The 19,239-nt window shown below is 43.8% G+C and carries 15 protein-coding genes; 6 read left to right on the top strand and 9 right to left on the bottom strand.

Annotation, left to right across the window (positions count from 1 at the left end; translation table 11 throughout):
- Positions 1-94 precede the first annotated feature (94 nt).
- A complete protein-coding gene (locus ACRQQK_RS12890) occupies positions 95-1,915 on the top strand; it encodes an MOSC N-terminal beta barrel domain-containing protein (protein ID WP_457511978.1) in 1,821 nt (606 codons plus the stop codon).
- A gap of 67 nt (positions 1,916-1,982) precedes the next feature.
- On the opposite strand, the gene ACRQQK_RS12885 is transcribed toward ACRQQK_RS12890, so the two are convergent.
- Positions 1,983-2,591, bottom strand: coding sequence for an AraC family transcriptional regulator (locus ACRQQK_RS12885; RefSeq protein WP_102965041.1), 609 nt, complete (start codon positions 2,589-2,591; stop codon positions 1,983-1,985).
- Positions 2,592-2,836: 245 nt separating this feature from the next.
- On the opposite strand from ACRQQK_RS12885, the gene ACRQQK_RS12880 reads away from it, so the two are divergent.
- Positions 2,837-3,940 carry a 1-acyl-sn-glycerol-3-phosphate acyltransferase gene (locus tag ACRQQK_RS12880; RefSeq protein ID WP_457511976.1) on the top strand — a complete coding sequence of 368 codons (1,104 nt, stop codon included), beginning with the start codon at positions 2,837-2,839 and terminating at the stop codon, positions 3,938-3,940.
- Positions 3,941-4,009: 69 nt separating this feature from the next.
- Here ACRQQK_RS12880 and ACRQQK_RS12875 read toward each other — a convergent pair whose 3' ends face one another.
- Entirely contained in the window at positions 4,010-4,624 is a 615-nt protein-coding gene (locus ACRQQK_RS12875; RefSeq protein ID WP_240956629.1) for a leucine-rich repeat domain-containing protein, read from the bottom strand.
- Positions 4,625-4,750: 126 nt separating this feature from the next.
- Positions 4,751-5,053 carry a YfcZ/YiiS family protein gene (locus ACRQQK_RS12870; protein WP_457511974.1) on the bottom strand — a complete coding sequence of 101 codons (303 nt, stop codon included), beginning with the start codon at positions 5,051-5,053 and terminating at the stop codon, positions 4,751-4,753.
- 404 nt (positions 5,054-5,457) lie between these two features.
- On the opposite strand from ACRQQK_RS12870, the gene ACRQQK_RS12865 reads away from it, so the two are divergent.
- The gene (locus tag ACRQQK_RS12865; RefSeq protein ID WP_457511972.1) at positions 5,458-5,919 is read left to right on the top strand and encodes a TetR/AcrR family transcriptional regulator; all 462 of its coding nucleotides are present in this window, start codon (positions 5,458-5,460) and stop codon (positions 5,917-5,919) included.
- A gap of 301 nt (positions 5,920-6,220) precedes the next feature.
- Positions 6,221-8,344, top strand: coding sequence for a methyl-accepting chemotaxis protein (locus ACRQQK_RS12860; protein WP_457511970.1), 2,124 nt, complete (start codon positions 6,221-6,223; stop codon positions 8,342-8,344).
- A gap of 40 nt (positions 8,345-8,384) precedes the next feature.
- Here the strand turns inward: ACRQQK_RS12860 and yjeH are convergent, their stop codons facing one another.
- On the bottom strand, positions 8,385-9,638 hold the full coding sequence (gene yjeH, locus ACRQQK_RS12855; protein ID WP_457511968.1) for an L-methionine/branched-chain amino acid transporter: 1,254 nt from the start codon (positions 9,636-9,638) through the stop codon (positions 8,385-8,387).
- Between the two features lie 285 nt (positions 9,639-9,923).
- Between yjeH and ACRQQK_RS12850 the strand changes: the two genes are divergently transcribed.
- On the top strand, positions 9,924-10,403 hold the full coding sequence (locus tag ACRQQK_RS12850) for an Lrp/AsnC family transcriptional regulator (protein ID WP_457511966.1): 480 nt from the start codon (positions 9,924-9,926) through the stop codon (positions 10,401-10,403).
- The gene (locus ACRQQK_RS12845) at positions 10,400-11,014 is read left to right on the top strand and encodes a LysE family translocator (RefSeq protein WP_042479644.1); all 615 of its coding nucleotides are present in this window, start codon (positions 10,400-10,402) and stop codon (positions 11,012-11,014) included. The genes ACRQQK_RS12850 and ACRQQK_RS12845 overlap by 4 nt, the downstream gene beginning before the upstream one ends.
- Before the next feature lie 65 nt (positions 11,015-11,079).
- Here ACRQQK_RS12845 and ACRQQK_RS12840 read toward each other — a convergent pair whose 3' ends face one another.
- The 5 genes from ACRQQK_RS12840 to ACRQQK_RS12820 form a co-directional block, all read right to left on the bottom strand.
- Positions 11,080-11,304 (bottom strand): FxsA family protein, encoded by a 225-nt coding sequence (locus ACRQQK_RS12840; RefSeq protein ID WP_042479645.1) that lies wholly within the window; start codon positions 11,302-11,304, stop codon positions 11,080-11,082.
- Positions 11,305-11,443: 139 nt separating this feature from the next.
- A complete protein-coding gene (locus ACRQQK_RS12835) occupies positions 11,444-14,554 on the bottom strand; it encodes a DUF748 domain-containing protein (protein ID WP_457511963.1) in 3,111 nt (1,036 codons plus the stop codon).
- 243 nt (positions 14,555-14,797) lie between these two features.
- The gene (locus tag ACRQQK_RS12830) at positions 14,798-16,234 is read right to left on the bottom strand and encodes a glyceraldehyde-3-phosphate dehydrogenase (protein WP_457511961.1); all 1,437 of its coding nucleotides are present in this window, start codon (positions 16,232-16,234) and stop codon (positions 14,798-14,800) included.
- Positions 16,235-16,619: 385 nt separating this feature from the next.
- A complete protein-coding gene (locus tag ACRQQK_RS12825; RefSeq protein WP_457511959.1) occupies positions 16,620-18,443 on the bottom strand; it encodes a putative bifunctional diguanylate cyclase/phosphodiesterase in 1,824 nt (607 codons plus the stop codon).
- Between the two features lie 200 nt (positions 18,444-18,643).
- Positions 18,644-19,114, bottom strand: coding sequence for a dCMP deaminase family protein (locus tag ACRQQK_RS12820; protein ID WP_167410696.1), 471 nt, complete (start codon positions 19,112-19,114; stop codon positions 18,644-18,646).
- Positions 19,115-19,239 lie beyond the last annotated feature (125 nt).

Genomic DNA, 19,239 nt, shown 5'->3' with positions numbered 1-19,239 from the left:
GTGTCATTCATAGCCCTGTTCTGTGATCACTGGAAGCGAGACGCCTAGGTGGCTCCGAATTTATTTTGTTTAACCATACGTAAGGATGTGTGTCATGTCGTCAGCGGTACTTTCTCAAATCAATGTGTATCCAGTGAAATCGGTGGGTGGACTCTCTTTATCTACCGCATGGGTTGAGAAACAAGGGTTGATGTTTGACCGACGATTTATGCTGGCACTCGCTGATGGCAGTATGGTGACAGCCCGTAAATACCCGCAAATGGTCAAGATTCGATCTACTCTGACGCCAGATGGACTGATTTTTAGCGCACAGGGAAAATCGCCACTGACGATTCGTTACGCCGACTTTAAAATGCAGGAGTCACCGGCAACGGTTTGGGATGACAGCTTTATTGCGTACACCACAACAGATGAAGCTGACGACTGGTTCAGTGAGATTATGGGGCAGCGTGTTGAGCTGTTGTTCACTGGTCAACAATCCAATCGTGTTCGTGAGAAGTTCGGCCATAACGTCAGCTTTGCGGATGGTTATCCGCTATTGATTATTAGCCAAGGCTCGCTGGATGAGTTGAACCGTCGCAGTCCTGAACATCACAGCATGGATCAGTTTCGCACCAACCTTGTTGTATCAGGTACGGAACCATTTGCGGAAGATGGTTGGAAGCGCATCCGTATTGGTGAGGTGGAATTCGAAGCTCTGAAGCCTTGTGAACGTTGCATTATGACCACCGTGGATCTCGAAAAAGGCCAATATCGTCCAACCAAAGAACCACTGCGTACCCTTTCCCAGTTTCGTGCTAACGAGCGCGGTGGCGTATTCTTCGGCCAGAATCTTGTAGCCAGAAATGAAGGCATGATTCATGCGGGAGACAAGATAGAAGTTCTAGAATACAAAGAGAAAGAGTACTACCCAGATTTAGGGCAGCGTCACTACCTGATGACTTGTGTTGAGCGTGAAGAAATTGCTCGCGATTTTGTGACTTTCTGGCTGGAGCCGCAACACGGCGTGTTGCCGAATTATCAGCCTGGTCAACATTTGCCCATTGAGATTATTGTCGACGGTGAAAACATTGGTCGCTTTTACACTTTGTCTTCAAGCCCTTCTCGTCCGGGACGGCTGGCAATTTCTATTAAGCGTATTGATGGCGGCCGTGTCTCGAACTGGTTACTTGATAACCTGCAAGTTGGTGACACATTAACAACCCAGACGCCTGATGGCAGTTTTCATTTAACCTCTGAACATCATAATCAGCCACTGTTGCTACTTTCAGCGGGAAGCGGCGTGACGCCTATGCTGTCTATGCTGCGTTATCTGGCCGATAACCAGCAGATGCGTGATGTGGTGTTCTATCATCAATGTCGTTCTGTTGAAGACATTCCATGTCGCGAAGAGCTGGAACAACTAGAACTTGCTCATCCTGAACTGAAGGTGTTTATTTCTCTCTCCCAACCACCAGTTGACTGGTTTGGTTTGAAAGGACGTTTATCTTTGTCACACCTCAAACAGGTGAAAGATATTGCTTCTCGCCAAGTGTTTGTGTGTGGTCCAGATGGTTTTATGCAAAAAGCCAAGAACTTGCTGCTTAAGCTAGGTGTGGCTGAAAACGCTTATCACCAAGAAGCCTTTGGCGTAGCACAGCAAACCGTCAGAGAATTTAAAACCTTGCAGTTAAGTGTTAACGGCAATCTGTTTGAAGGAAATAACCAAAGCACCTTGTTAGAGCAAGCTGAAGCCGCAGGCGTTCCTATTGCAAACAGTTGTCGCGCCGGATTCTGCGGTGCCTGTAAAGTGAAGGTTGAATCGGGCAAAGTTCATCAGCCAGATGTTCCGGCATTGCAAGATCACGAACGTAATATGGGAATGGCTTTAGCGTGTTGCTGTGTACCAGAAACGGATATTGAAGTGGTCAACTAGGCGCTTTTCTTCGCCTTATAAAAAAACAGCCAACTATTATTAGCTGGCTGTTTTTTTTTATCTTCTTTTAAAGAGATTTGCCAAGCACTAACTGGCACATTTGTTCGAACTGCACGGCATTGCCTGAAAACAGTTCATCAATCACCATCTGGGTTTTTATGCCAGAGAGTTTGCGCTTCATGGCTTCTCTTACGAGTAAAGCAACATGATGTTCTTTGTTGACGGTTCCCTGCTGATTCGGCTGCCAGCGAGCAAACTGTTGGCTTAAGCTATTTTCTACAAGCTTTGGCTCAAGTTTTTTGACTTCATCTTTGAGTACTTGCAACAAATGCGGGTACACTTCGTCACCTGCATTGGTCGACTGTATGCGACTAAGCAGCGCCGAACTTAATTCTGTCAGTGTGATGAATCCAGATTGATGAGGAAAATCATCTCGTAGACGAACTGAAAAATCGACTCGAGTGATGTGAGTATTTGGCAAAAAGGTGAGGGAGCATAAACATTCGATAGGGATCCAAATCGCTTGTCCAGCTTCAATGGCGTACTCTTGTTTGCCCAATTTGAATAGAGCAAGGCCATTGTTAACCTTGACTAAACTATGCTTTGTTGCGCGCTTACGCGGTGTGACTTCCAGATATGGAAATAAGCAGGTTTCAGATTGAATAGCGTAGTTCATACAAGGCCTCATAAAATTAAGGGCGCTAAGATTAACGTTTATCCACTCAAAAGCCAAATATCGAGTTGTGGATCTCTTAGCCGCGGCCTAACCGCAATGCCTATTAGTTAGGAGATAGAAGGAAAACAGACAGAAACTTATTTTTGATTTTCTGGTCTGACCTTGTAATTTATGTGCTTATGATAGCTGCGAGCGGATGCGAGTGCGCGTAGAATAAGCCAGTTTTTTATTTGATGTACGAGAATATGACTTCAACCACCGACCCGTATCAAGAGATTCGTCCCTATAACGACGAAGAAATTCCTGCAGCCATCGAACGTCTAATTAATGATGAAGAATTTATCACAGCGATCCTCGATCATCGTTTTGAGCGTCAACCTTCATGGCTAAAAATGATGATGGGCCCATTCGTAAAAGCTTACCTTAAGTTTAAGTGGGCAAAGCTGACTTCGGTTGATGCCATTCAGCTAGAAGTGAAAAAGTATTTAGAAAAAACGTTGGAACACACCACCAAAGGTGTGACTTACAGTGGCTTGAACAAACTAGATAAGAATACGGCTTACCTGTTTGTGTCTAATCACCGTGATATTGCGATGGATCCTGCGTTGGTTAACTACGGTTTGTATGAGTCAGGGCACCGTACAGTTCGTATCGCTATTGGCGATAACTTACTGAAGAAGCCTTGTGCAACAGAACTGATGCGATTGAACAAAAGCTTTATCGTTAAGCGCTCAGCCAAAGCTCCACGTGAAATGATGAAAGCGCTGGGTACTTTGTCTGGCTATATCAAGCACTCTTTGGATACAGGGCATTCAATTTGGATTGCTCAAAAAGAAGGTCGTGCTAAAGACGGTAACGATTTTACCGATCCTGCGATCTTAAAAATGTTTAACGTCGAAGGTCGTAAACAGAAAGTTGAGTTTTCTGAGTACATTAAATCGTTAAGAATTGTGCCTGTTTCAATTTCTTATGAAAACGATCCTTGTGATATTGCCAAGGCGCGCGAGCTTTATGAAAAAGCAACGCATGGTAAATACGAAAAAGGCGAATTTGAAGATATCGAAAGTATCATTCAGGGCATCATTGGCGACAAAGGTCGAGTTCATGTCGCCTTTGGCAACGTGATCACTGAGACTTACGAAACACCGGAAGAACTTGCAAAAGAGATTGACCGTCAAATCCACGCAAACTACAAGTTATACCCAATCAACTTGTTAGCAGCTGGACGTGAAGATGCAGACATTACACCTGCGGTAAAAGCGAAATTGGAACAAAAGCTGTCTCAGCTTCCACTGAACGCTCATCAGTACCTGCTTGATAGCTACGCAAACCCAGTGCGGAATCAATAGCGAGTAAACAGAACGAAAAAAGAGAAGCGATTTGGCTTCTCTTTTTTGTTTCTGGCTTTGGTGCTCTGCTTAACGCGCAACGGCTCCGCCTAAGGTCAAATTCTTCGGCCATTTTGTAATGACATTACCGCCTAGATAGATGTTGCCTTTCACTGTCATTGTGTCTGGGAATGTGACGATTTTTGAGCCGCCAATATAAAGGCTGCCTTCAATCACAATTCCTTCGGGTAGTTCAGTTAATGGTGTTCTGGCAACGCTCAAATCCCCTTTGACTGTCATCGCTGGTGGCAGTTGTTCTAGTGGCGTATCGGTAAAGTTAAGGAATCCGCCAACTTGAATTCGCGCAGGCCAGATTTTGATTTGCGAACCGAGAAAATTCGCATAACCACGAATCTTTGTGCCACGTTGAATTCGTTCAAGCTGGCTATTTGACGCATCTAAACTTCCCATCACTGTTAAGCCTTTTGGCAATGATGTGATCGACGTTTTTGCGATGTTGAGATTGCCTTTAACCTCTAATCCGTCAGGTAAGCTGGTATACGGTTTATTTCGTAAATCAAGGTTACCGTAATTATCCAGATGATTAAGTATGCGGTACTGATCGAGAGGTGCAGCATTCAAAGGTAATGAATATAAAGCAATGCAAAGCGCCCAAGCAGAGAAACGCCAAGTTGAGAAAGACATGTTTTTCCTAAATCTCGTCACAGTATTAACGATAGTATCGGCAGGAGTTGCGATGTCTTCAATCAAGAACAAAATCACAAGGAGAAGATCACAAAAGCGAGCTGGGTGCTCGCTTTTGAAGAGGTATTATCGCATCAGTGAACGCGACTTAAGTTCGAAGATGAGCTTCTCTGCGCTCACTTCAAATTTGAAACGTGCATTCAGCTCAGTTGTTTTTTCATCGATAGGTGTTGATTCAAACTCCACCGCTGCGCACACTTCTTTTGCCAGAGCTATATACTTGTCTAATTCGCTTTTTAATTGGTCTTGATTTGGGGCGAAAATAGTTACTTCTGCAACTTCATCACCCTCTTTGATAAAAAAGCCCATTTCAGCAGAACAACCGCAAGCTTCACAAACTTGGTTTACTTCACAGCTTTCGTTACTCATCTCAAAATCCTCTTACAAAATTTAAGGACATTCTAACCCTCTATCAGCGGGTGTTCCAGATAAATGATACTGCAAAAATGTATGAACACGGGTTTATATTGTTGACGCAGTTAACAAAATTCGGAGTGTGATAATAGTCGAAAATTAGGCGTTACAGTGACGTTTTTTTGTCATTACACCGTTTGATGCATTGTCATACCTTATTGTTTGTAAGATTATTCTTTAGTGGAATTCATGGTGTGAATGAATTGTTCCCATATTGAGATGGAATTTTGAAGGATATTCTTTCATTTAATTTGAATGCAAGGATATTTTCTTACAAAGATGAATTGGCTGTTGAATTGTTTCAGCGGTATTTGATTCATTTTATTTTTTGATGAGTTTGTACACAAAGAGCTATTAATATGCCGAAGCGTAGTAAAGAAGATACAGAAGTGACCATTCAAACAATCACGAATGCTGTTGTCGACCAACTGTTAAGATTAGGCTATGACAAAATGTCATACACCACATTAAGTCAACAAACGGGTGTATCTAGAACAGGTATTAGTCACCACTTTCCGAAAAAGACAGACTTTGTTCTTGCGCTAGATGGCCAGATTTTCAATCTATTTGTCGCACATTTGGATTTAGACCATGGCGTTGATGCATTCGCTAGTTCATGGCTTAAAGCTCTCGATAGCAAAGAGTTTTTAGCTATTTTACGTCTATTTTTCCACCATATCGTGGCAGCCGATAAAGCAGAAGAGTTCTCTTATAAAGGTGTAGGGCGTATGTACAAGCTGGCTCACGAAAAGTTTGGTGAAGGCAGTGACAAACAGGTTGAGTGGTTGATTGGTAAATCACTTGTTGAAATGAGTAAGTAATTACCTAGAAACCAGTAAGAGCTACAGATTTTTAAGGGCTTGCATTCGCAAGCCCTTTTTCATGCGCCTAATGTACATATAAGCTAACCAACATGGTGCATTTCGAGTGCTGGTATCACTGATTTAGTGCTCGCTAATGTATAGACTGGGAAGTTAAAAGTGATATTAACTACTTGATTTTTATTCGTATAGTTAACCTGTTTGAGTTCTTACTAAAATACAGAACAACGTACTTTTTTCTTATTTTTGGAACGCCTATTGCACATTAGTGCACATAACAATACAAAAATAAGGAAATTTTATGTATTTAACGCCTGAAGAAAAAGGTTGGCTGCCTTGGTTTGGCAAGACAGGTAAATTTGCCATGCGTAAGGCCTGTTGGTTTAACCGTAAACGTAAAGCTTCTCTTGAACAAACATTTGAAAACATTGCAAATACCCGAGTCAAAATCCTCACGACTTGGGCTGAAAACCAATGGTCATTCCTGCATGATGCTTCGTTATATTTATCAACCAAATCTCCCCATGAATATCGGGATACCTTAAACCGATTATTAAATCGTAGCGCTGACTTATCTGAGCTGTTTATTGTCTCTGCACAAGGAGAGATCCTTGAATCCACTTATCCATCACAGAAAAACAAGAAGGTCGTCACAACCCAAGCTTTGAATGAGGGTTTAGTTCAGCCATTTTTGCATGGTCCTTATCGCGATCCGGTGACGCTCGCTATTGGTCCATCAAGCTCTCATTTTCATGATGAAGTGACCTTAATGTTCTATCAACCGATCGAATTAGCTGGTGATACAAGAGGGTGTTTGTGTGGACGAATCCCCAATGATGTTATCGGCGACCTGATTCAACGCGAAGCTGGGCATATTTATAGTGAGTCGGGCGACAACTACCTGTTTATGGTCAATTCTCATTTTGATCCTTCAATCAAACCAGGTGTTGCGCTTTCACGCTCTCGTTTTGAGGATAACCATTTTTCCCATGGTGAGAACTTGAAGGATGGCGTTAATACCAAATGGGGCGTGGTTAAAGTCAGTCGCCATACCGAATTTGAAATTGTGTTTAATGATCCCGCAACCAAAAAACTTCATCCAGGGGTAAGAGAAACCATTAACAATGGTCACAACTTATATATCGACTATCCGGGTTATTCTGATTACCGCCATATACCAGTGATTGGTAAGGGTGTGACGTTTACTATGCCTGGGTCCAAAGACCGTTGGGGGATGATGTGCGAATCGGATTTAGAAGAGGTTTATCGTCATCGTTCGGTAGCACAAAAACTCAGTCAACAGTTCGCGCTTAGTGTGTTTGGTCCGTTAGTGATTCCTTTTGTTCTTCACATGTTTTACCCACTAGAAAACGTTCAGCTGATGTCTATTTCGATACTGCTTGGATTCATGGCTATGGGTTTATTCCACTTTTTCAGTGCCAAGCCTATGGCGAATAATCTAGAGACAATGACACAGGTTATGCAGGTGCTCGCAGAAGGGGATGGAAACTTAACCCGCCGCTTAGATGCGAGCAAATTTAAGTCTGACGAAACGGGTGATCTGGGACGCTGGACCAACAGTTTTATCGATAGTTTAGAAGGAATTATTCAGGAGTTGGTTTTCGCCAGCAATGAAGTGAAAAACGTGTCGGAATCTATGTTCCGCCGCAGTCAGTTGCTGCTTACCAGCAGTGACAGGACCGCCACTTCAATTACGGATATGCTCTCTCTCGCTGGAGTGCAGAGTCAGGAAATCAACAGCGCCAATGACACTGCGACTGAAATGCATGAGCTCATGCAGCAAACGGTACATGCCGCGCAGCTCGAGTATCAAAAAGCGGCCGAAAGCGCTCAAGAGATCAAGAATATCGTTCAGTCGTCGGCGCATACGGTGAACGAAGTGAACGAGGAGATGCAGAAAATCGGCAATATCGTCTCTGTTATAACGGAGATCACGGCTCAAACCAATTTACTAGCTCTGAATGCTGCGATTGAGGCCGCAAGAGCAGGTGAGCATGGCAGAGGCTTTTCTGTGGTTGCTGATGAAGTACGAGTGTTGGCAAACAAAACCTCTCAGGCAGCGAACAGCATTGGAGAGCTGATGACTGCGTTACATACGCAATCAGAGCGAGCAGTGAGTTACATGCAAGAGGGCATTACCAACGTTGAGAACAGTACACAGGTTGTGGACGAATCTTCTCGTAGTGAACGTTTACAAACGTCTGTCACTGGATTGTTTACGTTGATTCAAGGCATTGCTCGTAACAGTGAGGAGCACAGACAAACAGCCGATGAAGCGCAATCTACAGTGGTGAAACTGCAGGAAGCTTCTTCACAGTTATCTCGCAGGACAACCTTAATGCAAAATTCGCTTCAGCGATTGGAACAACTGGTTGGTCGGTTTGACGTCCGTAAAGCGTCATAGAACGTTACCAAACAAAGGCGGGGTATCCCGCCTTTGTTATTTAAACAGGGTTGTGTGTTTTCAGCTCTTTTTGCCATGGTACCGCCAAGGCAGCAAAAATAACCAGAGCATACAGCATTGACCAGCCAAGACAGATAAACACGCCAGTGCAGAGAATCAAAGCAACAACAGACAGTGCCTTTTGATACCCTTTCAGTAGTTTGTACGCTGCCAACATGGCTAACAGGTAGACTAAGACAAAGACACCATTTGCCAATTTCAGGAAGAATTCCAAATCCAAATTCGACAGTTGACCGACTACACACGATAGCAGCAATATGCCGCCAATCAGCCATGTTGCATTGGCCGGAACGCCGCGCTGAGAGAGTTGAGCCAGTGCGCTGTTAGGACGATATTCTCTGGCTTGCGCCCACACCATACGCGATAAACTCTGCGTATATAGGTTGATACTGGCAAAACATGCAAAGAAGCCAATGATGCTGATTATGATTGCCATACGAGAGCCAAAGAGCTTATCACTGAGCCAAGGAATAGAGGTGCTATCAAACTCAGGTGTACCAAAAGCACCAAACTTTAAAACTATGACTGAGCAAGCCCAATAGGTTGCACCAGCCACAAAGCATCCAACCAGAATGGCAATCGGGAAATCACGTTGTGGGTTTTTGAATTCTTCCCCCATATGCGCGAAGGCTTCTATTCCCACAAAACACCAGAACATCACTCCTAGCGCAGCACCAATTGACCAAATAGAATCGATATTCAGTGCTGGCATAGTTAAGTCGGTGCTTCCCACATCTCCAATCCAGAGAAAAGAGGCCACCAGTGCAAAAATGCTCAATGCGATGGCCGTTTGTAGTCGGCCAGAAGATTTTGTTCCTGCTAGGTTTACCCCAATAAGAAGTGCCACAGTGAGCACTTGAGCCAAAATGGCATTATTGAACTGAGCAGGTAACAATTGCTGTAAAAAGCCCGCAGCTAAGGCGACAGCTGCGGGGACGCCTACAGGAATGACGCTTACAAATAGCCAGGCAACCGCTCGCTCTAGTCGTGCGTTGTACGCTTTACGCACAAAGAAGGCGGTGCCGCCAGCACTCGGGTATTTTTTCCCAAGCGCTGCGAAAGTTAAAGCAACAGGGCAAACAGCAACAAACAAGATGAGCCAAGCCCAAAGTGAAAAATGGCCCGCAATTCCGGCGGCAATGGCTGGGATCATAAACAATCCGGTACCCATTAATGTGGTCGACAACTGACCAATACCAGAAAGCAAAGTGATCTCTTGTTTGAGTTGATTCATATTCTCATTCCCTGATTCTTATTATGCCGAAAGCTTACTCAAAACAGAGATGTGATGCATCTGGCAAAACGTTCTGCTTTAGCGTCAAAGTGACACTTTTTTATCGAATTTCCGCCATTTTGACGGTGAAACTCCTTTCATAAAGAGACTTCCCGTTAATTGTCAGTAGTCTAGCCATGCAATTTGTGTCAAATTAGCCATGAATCAACGGGATAAGTTGGTTACTTTTCAACGTTTTTTATTTGAGAAAAAACGTATGAGAAGCGAAAAGAATGGGAATGTACGATGGATAAATTTGACAGACAAATCATAGAGATATTGCAAGGGGATGCGAGAGCATCTGTGAGTGACATTGCCCGCGAAGTCAACCTTTCACGCTCTGCCGTTACGGCACGTATTAAGAAACTCGAACAAGACAAAGTGATTTTGGGCTATCACGCTCAAATCGCAGAGCCAGATCACACCAATAATGTGAGTGCTTATTTTGCACTAAAATTTGATACCTCTGCCAGCCTCCACTCCTGTGAACTGTATGCTCACAAGATCTATCTGATTCCCGGTGTGAAGTGGTGCCATGCGATTAGTGGTGAAACCGATATGATGCTGTACGTTGAAGTGGAAAGCATGGCGAAGCTAAATGCGATTCGAGATGAGCTGCAAAGCTACTCCCAACTGCGTCAATTGATAACGCATACGGTTTTAAAAGAACTGTTTAACACTTCATCAACCCCCTCTCATGTTCAAAAAATAGGGAATAATCAATGACAATAACCGTTTGGCTATCACTTTTTACTATTTGTTTGCTGGGTGCAATGTCTCCCGGACCTAGCTTGGCTATGGTTGCGAAACACAGCCTTGCTGGTGGGCGTCGCAACGGTTTAGCAACGGCGTGGGCTCATGCTTTCGGCATAGGTATTTATGCGTTTATTACATTGATTGGCTTGGCAGTGGTGCTTCATCAGTCGCCACTGCTGTTTAAAACCATCAGTTATGCTGGTGCAGGGTATCTGGCTTATTTGGGGTTCAATGCCATTCGTTCTAAAGGTGGTGTGGCTGCGAAGTTGGAATCTGGCGAAACGGTAAGTGCATGGCAATCTGCGCGCGAAGGCTTTTTGATTTCATTATTAAGCCCAAAGATTGCGCTGTTCTTTATCGCATTGTTCAGTCAGTTTGTTGCCGTTGGGCATGAGTTGAGCAGTAAAGCGATCATTGTTGTGACGCCGTTTGTCATTGACGGCTTGTGGTATACCTTTATTACCTTCTTGCTATCAAGCCCACTCATTCTCGACAAGCTACGTTCCAGAGCGGTATTGATTGATCGTTTGTCAGGGATTGTTTTGCTGCTGCTTGCTGCGCGAGTTCTGCTTACGGTGTAAGTTCAGGTCCCGTTATTTTCTAGCCATAAATACCAAAGAACCCCTATATTACGAGGGGTTCTTTGTTAATACTTCGAATGGGTGTTCACTTCTTCAAACTCACCATCGATGGTATTGCCGTAGGTCTGATTGTTCTGAGCCTGATAAAACGGACGACGATGCAGTTGATTTTGTAGTTTTTTGCCGGTGATGAGTGCTGCAATCGTCAATGGAATGACGAGCAACAAACTTAATGTCAGTGCGAAAAATCCAGTTATGAGCGTCAGTACGGTAATAAGAAATCTATTCATTGTCTGCTCCTGTTTTGATTGCCTTCATCTTAGTCCAGCACAGATGAATTAAACATGAACAAGCCATTCAGGTAGATGATAAAAGCCCAATCCCTTAGAGAACAAAGGATTGGGCTAGAGTTGAGGATGTAAAGAAAGGTTATTCAGCGCCTACGGTTAACTCAGCACCACTTTTTTCGGTTTTCAAATCGGTCTTACTGTCGAGCAGGAATACTCGATCTGGGCTGATTTGTTGTTCTTCCACCAAATACGCTTTGACCGCTTTTGCGCGCTCTGCTGCGAGATTACTCAAACTGTTTTTATCGACGTTGGTCGCTTTAACCAACTGATTGTAGAGCCCCATATGAACAACGGTCCCAATTTGTTCTTTGGTCACTTCTGCGCCTTGGGCTTTTTCAGTCAGTTGCTGTTCGACCTTATTTCTTTCTTGGCTGATATCTAACTGCAATTGTTTCTTTGCAAGTTCTTCAAGTGCATCGACTAACGGCGTAGATTCGGTAATACGGCTGGCACTGAATGGTTCAGGGAGTGTTTCCAGACCACTATTGGCAAGCAGGGTTTTCTGCACATTCTGTTCTGCCAATGCATAGCTGTCGTCTGGAGCAGAAACAGAGCCTTCGACGCTGACTTTAAGAATTGGTCTTTCCTGCAACGCTTGTGCAAGTTTACCTATGCGCTGTTTCTCTTCGTCATCTAAGGTTGCAATACCAGCTTGGAAAGTGACTTGATTCAACTCTTCATCTGTACCGACAAGATCAGCTAACAGCGAGAACGGAGCTGTCACGGCTTTAGTAATGATGTTGGCGAACGCTTTCAAAATCACACTACCAAAACTGAAGTCAGGATCATCAACTTCACCTGACACGTTAACACCCAAATCAATCACGCCGTGACGATCTTGCAATATCGCAATCGCCAGAGTGAGAGGCAGACTAGTGGCAAGACTTGAATCACTGGGTTTACCCAGTTGCAGCTGGTCGATAACAAGGTGGTTTGTACCTTGAAGCTGGTTGTCATCTAGTTGGTAGTTCAGGTCGAGTGACAGCTGACCTTTATCGATGTAATAACCTGCATAGGTTCCAGAATACGGATTGACTGAAGTCAGCTCAACGCTTCTAAACACTAAGGCGAGATCGAGATAAGGCTTTTCAATCAATGGGTTGATTTCACCTTTCAGTGTCACTGGAGCATATTTGTCAATTTTGCCAGCAATATCCACACTAGCTTTCGTTCCCGGAGTAGAAGAGAGGTTTTTGATTTCACCTTCGAGTAGCTCAATACCTGATGCAAAGTTAGGGGTTAGCGAGTTGTCAGCAAAAAACGCGGAGCCATTGGCAAACTTAATCTGTTGAATCATGACCGACATAGGCTTACCGCTGTTGCTCTTCGTGGTCACTGTTGCTTTGGTTGTAGTTGTGTTGTCAGTTGCAGCATTAGAGGTATCGCTCTGCTTAGTAACCACAATATCACCAATGTTGGTGCGCTTATCTTCGGCAATCATTACTTTAGCGTAAGGCGCATCAAGCAACACCGTTTTGATGATCAACTGGTTTTGCTTTGAACTAAAACGCAGTGAGTCCACGGACATTTTGTGCCATTTCACCAAAGGTTCTCTCTTGATGGTGTCACGCATCAAAAGATTGTTAACACTGAGCGAGCCGTCGAAATTAATGTCGTCTGATCCGCTGACTTTATAATTTCCTTTGGTATTGAGTGCGCCTTTGGTTAAGCGAATATTCAGATAAGGGGTGAAGTAAGGCTGTAGCTGTGTCAGATCCAGTGAATTAATGGACAAATTGCCATCCACTTTAAGCGCTTTAACATCAACACTACCTTGAGTTGCAAAAGAGCCTCTAGTGTTTTCTGGCTGCTGCTTGCTACTTGAGCTCACATCAAGAGCGACGTCATATTCGATAGGGTCGATTAGGTCGCTTTGAATCGTTTTTGTTGTCACCGTCATAGGGTGGACGCGCCAGTGCACACCTTGTGACTGAACTTTTTCCAACACATTAAAGTCCGAATCTGCCATTGAGAATTGCTCAAGGCGAACCTTCCATTCCGGTGTCGCTGATTCTTGGTTTGCTGCCTGATTGGCTGAAGTATCCTGATTAGGCGCAACACCTTTTGTTTGGGTTCTTGGCGTGAACAGTGCGGCCAAATCGAGCCCATTTTTGTCCAATAATGCGTCAAACCATAAGCCTTGCATTGAAATATCAGCGATGTTGATCATTTGTTCATCGCCGGACAGTTGGATATCACTGACAACCAATGAAGGCAGTTTTACCTTTTCAGATTGTTGATCACTAAAAACGAGATTGGAGAGCGAGAACTGTCCGTTCTGAGTTTGGTATGAAAGTGAGTCATTAACTTGTTTTGCATGGTAATTGGTCGAGAAGCTGACTGAACCATCGCTCAACCGTGCTTCTATCAGGTCTTTAGCGAATGGCCAATATGGCGTTAGCGTCAGATCGTTGAGTGCCACATCACCTTTAATTTCAAATGGAGAAAGCTGAAATTGACCATTGAGAGCGAGCGGGCTTTGATCAGCACTCACTAACGAAAATTGGTACTGGTTAGCATTTTCGGTCAGATTCAGTTTTCCATCTTGGTTAGCAGGCAGGCTCAGAGTGTAAGCCTTACTATCAATGTTGTTGAGCTTTAGGGAAATCTGTTGGTAACTTAAGTCAGCACCAGTAACGGAATCTGCAAATTGGACATCACCATCAGTGATAGCAACAGCGTTAACCTTGAATGCAGGAATCGTGTTGGTGGCGGCCTCTTGAGGCGTGTTCTCTTGAGCTTGCGGTGGATTGTTACTGGCTAATGTTTCGAGAATATCACTGAAGTTAAACGCATTATGTTCGTCTAAGCGCTGTACCTGAATTCTAGGTTGGGCAAGAAACAGATGGTCTACAGTTGGCGTTAAGCTTAGTAAGCTTTGCCAAAAGTTAACTTCCACTTCCAGCATTTCAAACTGAGTGAATGCTTGTTGTTGGTCTTGCTCAAGAATGGCGAAATTTTCAATCCGAGCTCTAAGCAGGAAAGGGTTAATCGAGACTTTTTCAAGTTGAACGTTTCTGCCTAACAATTGGCTAAGTTGCTTGGGCGCTTGCGACTGAATAACCGCAGGGGCAATAAGGCCGATAATGACGGCATAAGCCATATAGGTAAGCGCTAGATATGTCGAGGCTCTTAACCACTTCGGCGCTGATTTAAAACGAGCATAAAACACAGATACTGCTTGTTTCATAGGTAGTATTAGCCTCTTTCTTGCTTAAGAAAATTCTCAAAAAATATAGTTCGTTAGTTTAACTATATTTTTCCAAAAGAGTTAAGTTTACTGGTGCAAATTTGCTTGTAAAAAAGATGAAAAAAAACCGCTCATATCAGGGATAGAGCGGCAAAACGGGGGGATGTCATCAGAAGCAGTGGCTAAATGGGTCAGAAACCACTTCGTCAGTATCGGTTATTATTATGTTGTGGAGTCTAATTCTTACTTTTGTGGGTATGTTTTGTAGCGCACACCCATCATCTGTTCCATACAGTGAACAACTTGGCAGCTATAACCAAACTCATTGTCATACCAAACGTACAGAACGCATCGGTTATCTTGAGCGATGGTCGCAGCACCATCGACTACGCCAGCGTAGCGTGAACCTACAAGGTCAGACGATACGATCTCTGTTGATTCTGTGTAATCAATTTGTGCTGACAGGGCAGAGTTCAGTGCCATCTCTCTGAGATAAGTATTGAGCGCTTCTTTGTCTGTGCTCTTTTCTAAGTTCAGGTTAGCAATCGCCATTGATACATTTGGCGTAGGAACGCGAATTGAGTTACCAGTCAGCTTACCAGCCAATTCAGGCAGCGCTTTTGCAACGGCTTTTGCAGCACCAGTTTCAGTCAGAACCATATTCAATGACGCTGAACGACCACGACGTTCACCACTGTGGAAGTTGTCGATGAGGTTCTGGTCGTTGGTGAAAGAGTGCACGGTTTCAATGTGACCAGACACCACACCAAACTTATCATTCATCGCTTTCAGAATCGGTGTGATAGCGTTTGTGGTGCAGCTTGCTGCTGAAATAATTGTGTCTTCAGGTTGAATTACGGATTCGTTAACACCGAATACCACGTTTTTAATATCACCTTTGCCCGGAGCCGTTAGCAATACTTTGCTTGCGCCTTTTGAGCTTAAGTGTTTACTCAACCCTTCGCTGTCACGCCATACACCTGTGTTATCCACAACGAGTGCGTTGTGGATGTCATAACTGGTGTAATCAATCTCTTCAGGGGAGTTGGCATAGATAACTTTGATGAAATTACCGTTAACGATGAGTGCTTTATGTTCGTTGTCAACAATGATGCTGCCATTGAACTGACCGTGTACCGAGTCTCTTCTTAGCAAGCTTGCGCGTTTTTCCAAATCACCATGTTTACCACCGCGAACAACAATGGCACGCAGTCTTAGTGGGTAGCCTGGGCCACTTTTTTCAATCAACAAGCGAGCCAGTAACCGGCCGATACGACCAAAACCATAGAGAACCACATCTTTTGGTGTCGTCATCGTGGTGCCGTTTAAGCTACTGAGCAGTGCGGTTTGAAGAAAATCATCTAGGCTGTTTTCATCAGTGTGGTGCTGCCAATACTGGTGACCAAGTTGACCTATATCGATGCGACATGGCGATAAGTCTAAACCAGCTAAGCGCTGCAAAATCGGCATGGTTTGTTCTAGAGAGAGTGCGGTTCCAGTGTATCGGCGGGCAATGCGGTGGGTTTTAATGATGTCGATGGTAGCGGCGTTGATCAGTGTCTTACCATACAAAATAACTTCAACACCTTTTAAACGATAGAGCTGGCCGATTAAAGGTGACATCGATTCTGCGATAGTTTGGCTGGTCTGCCAATCGAGTAGATGTTTTTCTGGACTCATTGCTGTAAACCTTTCACGTTATGGTTGAGCTGTTACCCACAGTTTTTACTGCGTTTGGTATTGGGGGATAAGTATTGTTATTTTTATGTGGCGGGATTGTAATGTCTGATAGGTTATTCTGCTAGAAAAAATAATGCCCATATTTTTAACTGTTAACTTGATCATTATTAGAGCTTTAACGTGGGTTTTTAAGTGTTTGTACGTATTGACAGAATCTGATTAAGGGAACTTATTTCGCGTCTATCTGTATTTATGCCAAATTTTTATTGTGGCAAGACAGTTTGGTATTACATAAAAATTGGCTGCACATCATTTTCTCTACGCAAAGAGTAAACATTAAAGGGGCGAAATGCCCCTTATGTTGATGATCTGATGGGATATGAACTTATCCGTGAGCGGCAACTTGAGGACGAGGGATCGCGACGTCTTTTCTGCTCGATAAAAGAGCCATAAATTCGTAAGGAGGGACTGGGCGAGAGTATAAATAGCCTTGGTACTCGTCACAGCCTTCGGTTGCCAACAAATAGAGCTGCTCATCATTGACCACGCCTTCTGCAGTGACCACTTTACCCATATTATGACCAAGTTGAATGATGGTTCTTACTAACATGTGGTCATTGTGATTGGAGCAGCACTCATCAATAAATGATTTATCGATCTTCAACACATCGATGGGGAGTTGTTTTAAGTAATTCAATGAAGAATAAGCAACACCAAAATCGTCAATGGCGACACGGATACCTAAGGTACGTAAGTCGTGGCATGCATCGACCACTCGCTGTGGCTGCTGCATCAATGTGGTTTCAGTGATTTCCAGTTGTAATAACTGAGGATTGAGCTGGGAGTCTCTCAGTGCTTTGGTCACAACATGGAAGATGTCATCGTAAAGAAACTGCACGGTTGACACGTTTACCGCAACACAAATCGGGTGGCCGAGTTGATCCCACGCTTTGGCTTGCTGACATGCGGTTTCAATCACCCAGCGTCCGATAGGAATAATTTGTTGGCTGCGTTCGGCAACGCCCACAAATTCGTCAGGAGGAATAATCCCCAAATCAGGATGTTTCCAACGGATTAAGGCTTCAGCCCCATGCACCAAATTGGTTTTGATATCGACTTTAGGTTGGTAATACAACGCCAACTGGCCTTTCTCGATGGCATCGCTCAATTCACGCTCTATTTGATAGCTGCGGACGGTTTCTCCAATCAAGTTCTCATCAAACCATTGAATGCTGTTCTTACCTGCTTGTTTTGCTCTTTTAAGTGCAATATCGACGTTTCGACACCAGATATCTGTGTCGTATAAAGCGTCATCCAATGACGCGATACCAATACTGATGGTCATGGTGTAACTGCGTTTGTCGAGATGATAGGCAGATTGACAGGCTTCTAAGATGTAAGTGGCTACTTGCTGAGAGTAGAAGTTCACATCGTACTTATCTTGCAATAGCACTGCGAACTCATCTCCACTTAATCGGTATATGTTGATACGGTTGAAATCCAAATTGCTTAAGCGCTTTGCGAATTGAATTAACAATAAGTCGCCTTGTTGGTGCCCCAGTGAATCGTTGATCTGTTTGAAGTCATCAAGATCGAGTAACAGCAATGCAAACTTGGTTTTACTGCTTTCTCCCGCAATTTTGGCTATCGATTCTAAATCTTGTTTGAACGCTTTGCGGTTGGATACTTGCGTCAGGAAATCGGTAAGGCTGTCTTTGCGATAGCGTTCAACTTGTCTGCCCAGTTTCTGTTTGTAGAAAGTGCCGCCAGTAGCAAATATGGCTATAGCGGAGAATTCAATTGACGCTTCGACGAACTCAGGTATCTGCACACTTGTAACGTGCGGAACGTAAATCCCGAGAATGCTTAATGCGACGAAGATAGGCCACAGTGAGCCGGGGAAAATCGCGATATAACAGAGTGGCACTAGTATAAAGGCTTGAGAGAGGACACTGATGTTCAGCGGTTCGAGATAACTTCCTGCCATCAGCAAGGCAAAAGTGACTACGGATAGCACGCGTTTAAACCAAATGTTACTCATAAAGTACGCAGCAAGCATACACAGTGGATAAATGAAGTAGTAGCGCGCGAAGGTTTGATGTTCGGTCAGTAAGGCGTAGCTCACGGCACTGACTGCGATTAGAAATAAAATCGTAACCAGAAAGTGTTTTTGATCAGGATTGTTGTTCGCAGTTGTAGTGGACTTCATGAATTATCCTTTTACTTTTAATAACCACTAGATAAACGTATATCGGGACACCTGAACTTCAGTGTAGCCACTGTTAAAGTCGAACATTGAGTTGCATGCAGGAAAAATGTTAATGACGGTTCAAAGTTGCATTGTTGTTTCACTTTTGAGACAAAAATGAGCACTAAATAAAAAAAAGCCCTCCATCTGGAGGGCTATTTTTAAGATTCTTTATGAATTTCACTTATTGGTTTTAACTCGTTGAGTGGTAACCAGTTAACCTTCACACCCGCTTGCAAAAACATATCTTGGCTTACCTTAATTTTATCTCCCCAGCGAGAGAGGAAATCTTCGGTTTGCTCAGGGCAGTGAACCGCTGATATACCAGTTTGGATAATCTTGGCTGCGCAGTTTGGACAAGGAAAATGTGTCACGTAAACTTCACATCCGTCCAAGTCACGTTTAGCAAATAGAATGGCATTTTCTTCAGCGTGTAGAGTTTTGAGATATTTCATATCTCTGTCGTCTGTGTTTGCGCTGTCTGAAATACCATGTGGGTAACCATTAAAGCCCACAGAAACAATTCGATTTTGTTTTGTAATAACGGCCCCTACTTGTGTTGAAGGGTCTTTACTCCAAGAGCCAACAAGTTCTGCCATTTGGTAAAAACGTTGTGACCATTTCGAAATCATAGTGAGGCTTCCTCTGCTAAATCATAATTGATAATTGCGCTAGTTATCTGCTACTTGAAGCTAAGCTGAACGTTGAGCAGTGCGCTGCGCTATCTGCTTGTTCTAGTCATCATGGCGACAAGTAG

The sequence above is a fragment of the Vibrio sp. C8 genome (genome assembly GCF_054051265.1).
Note: the sequence above shows the minus strand (reverse complement) of the source record. Positions and strands in the feature narration are given on the sequence as shown.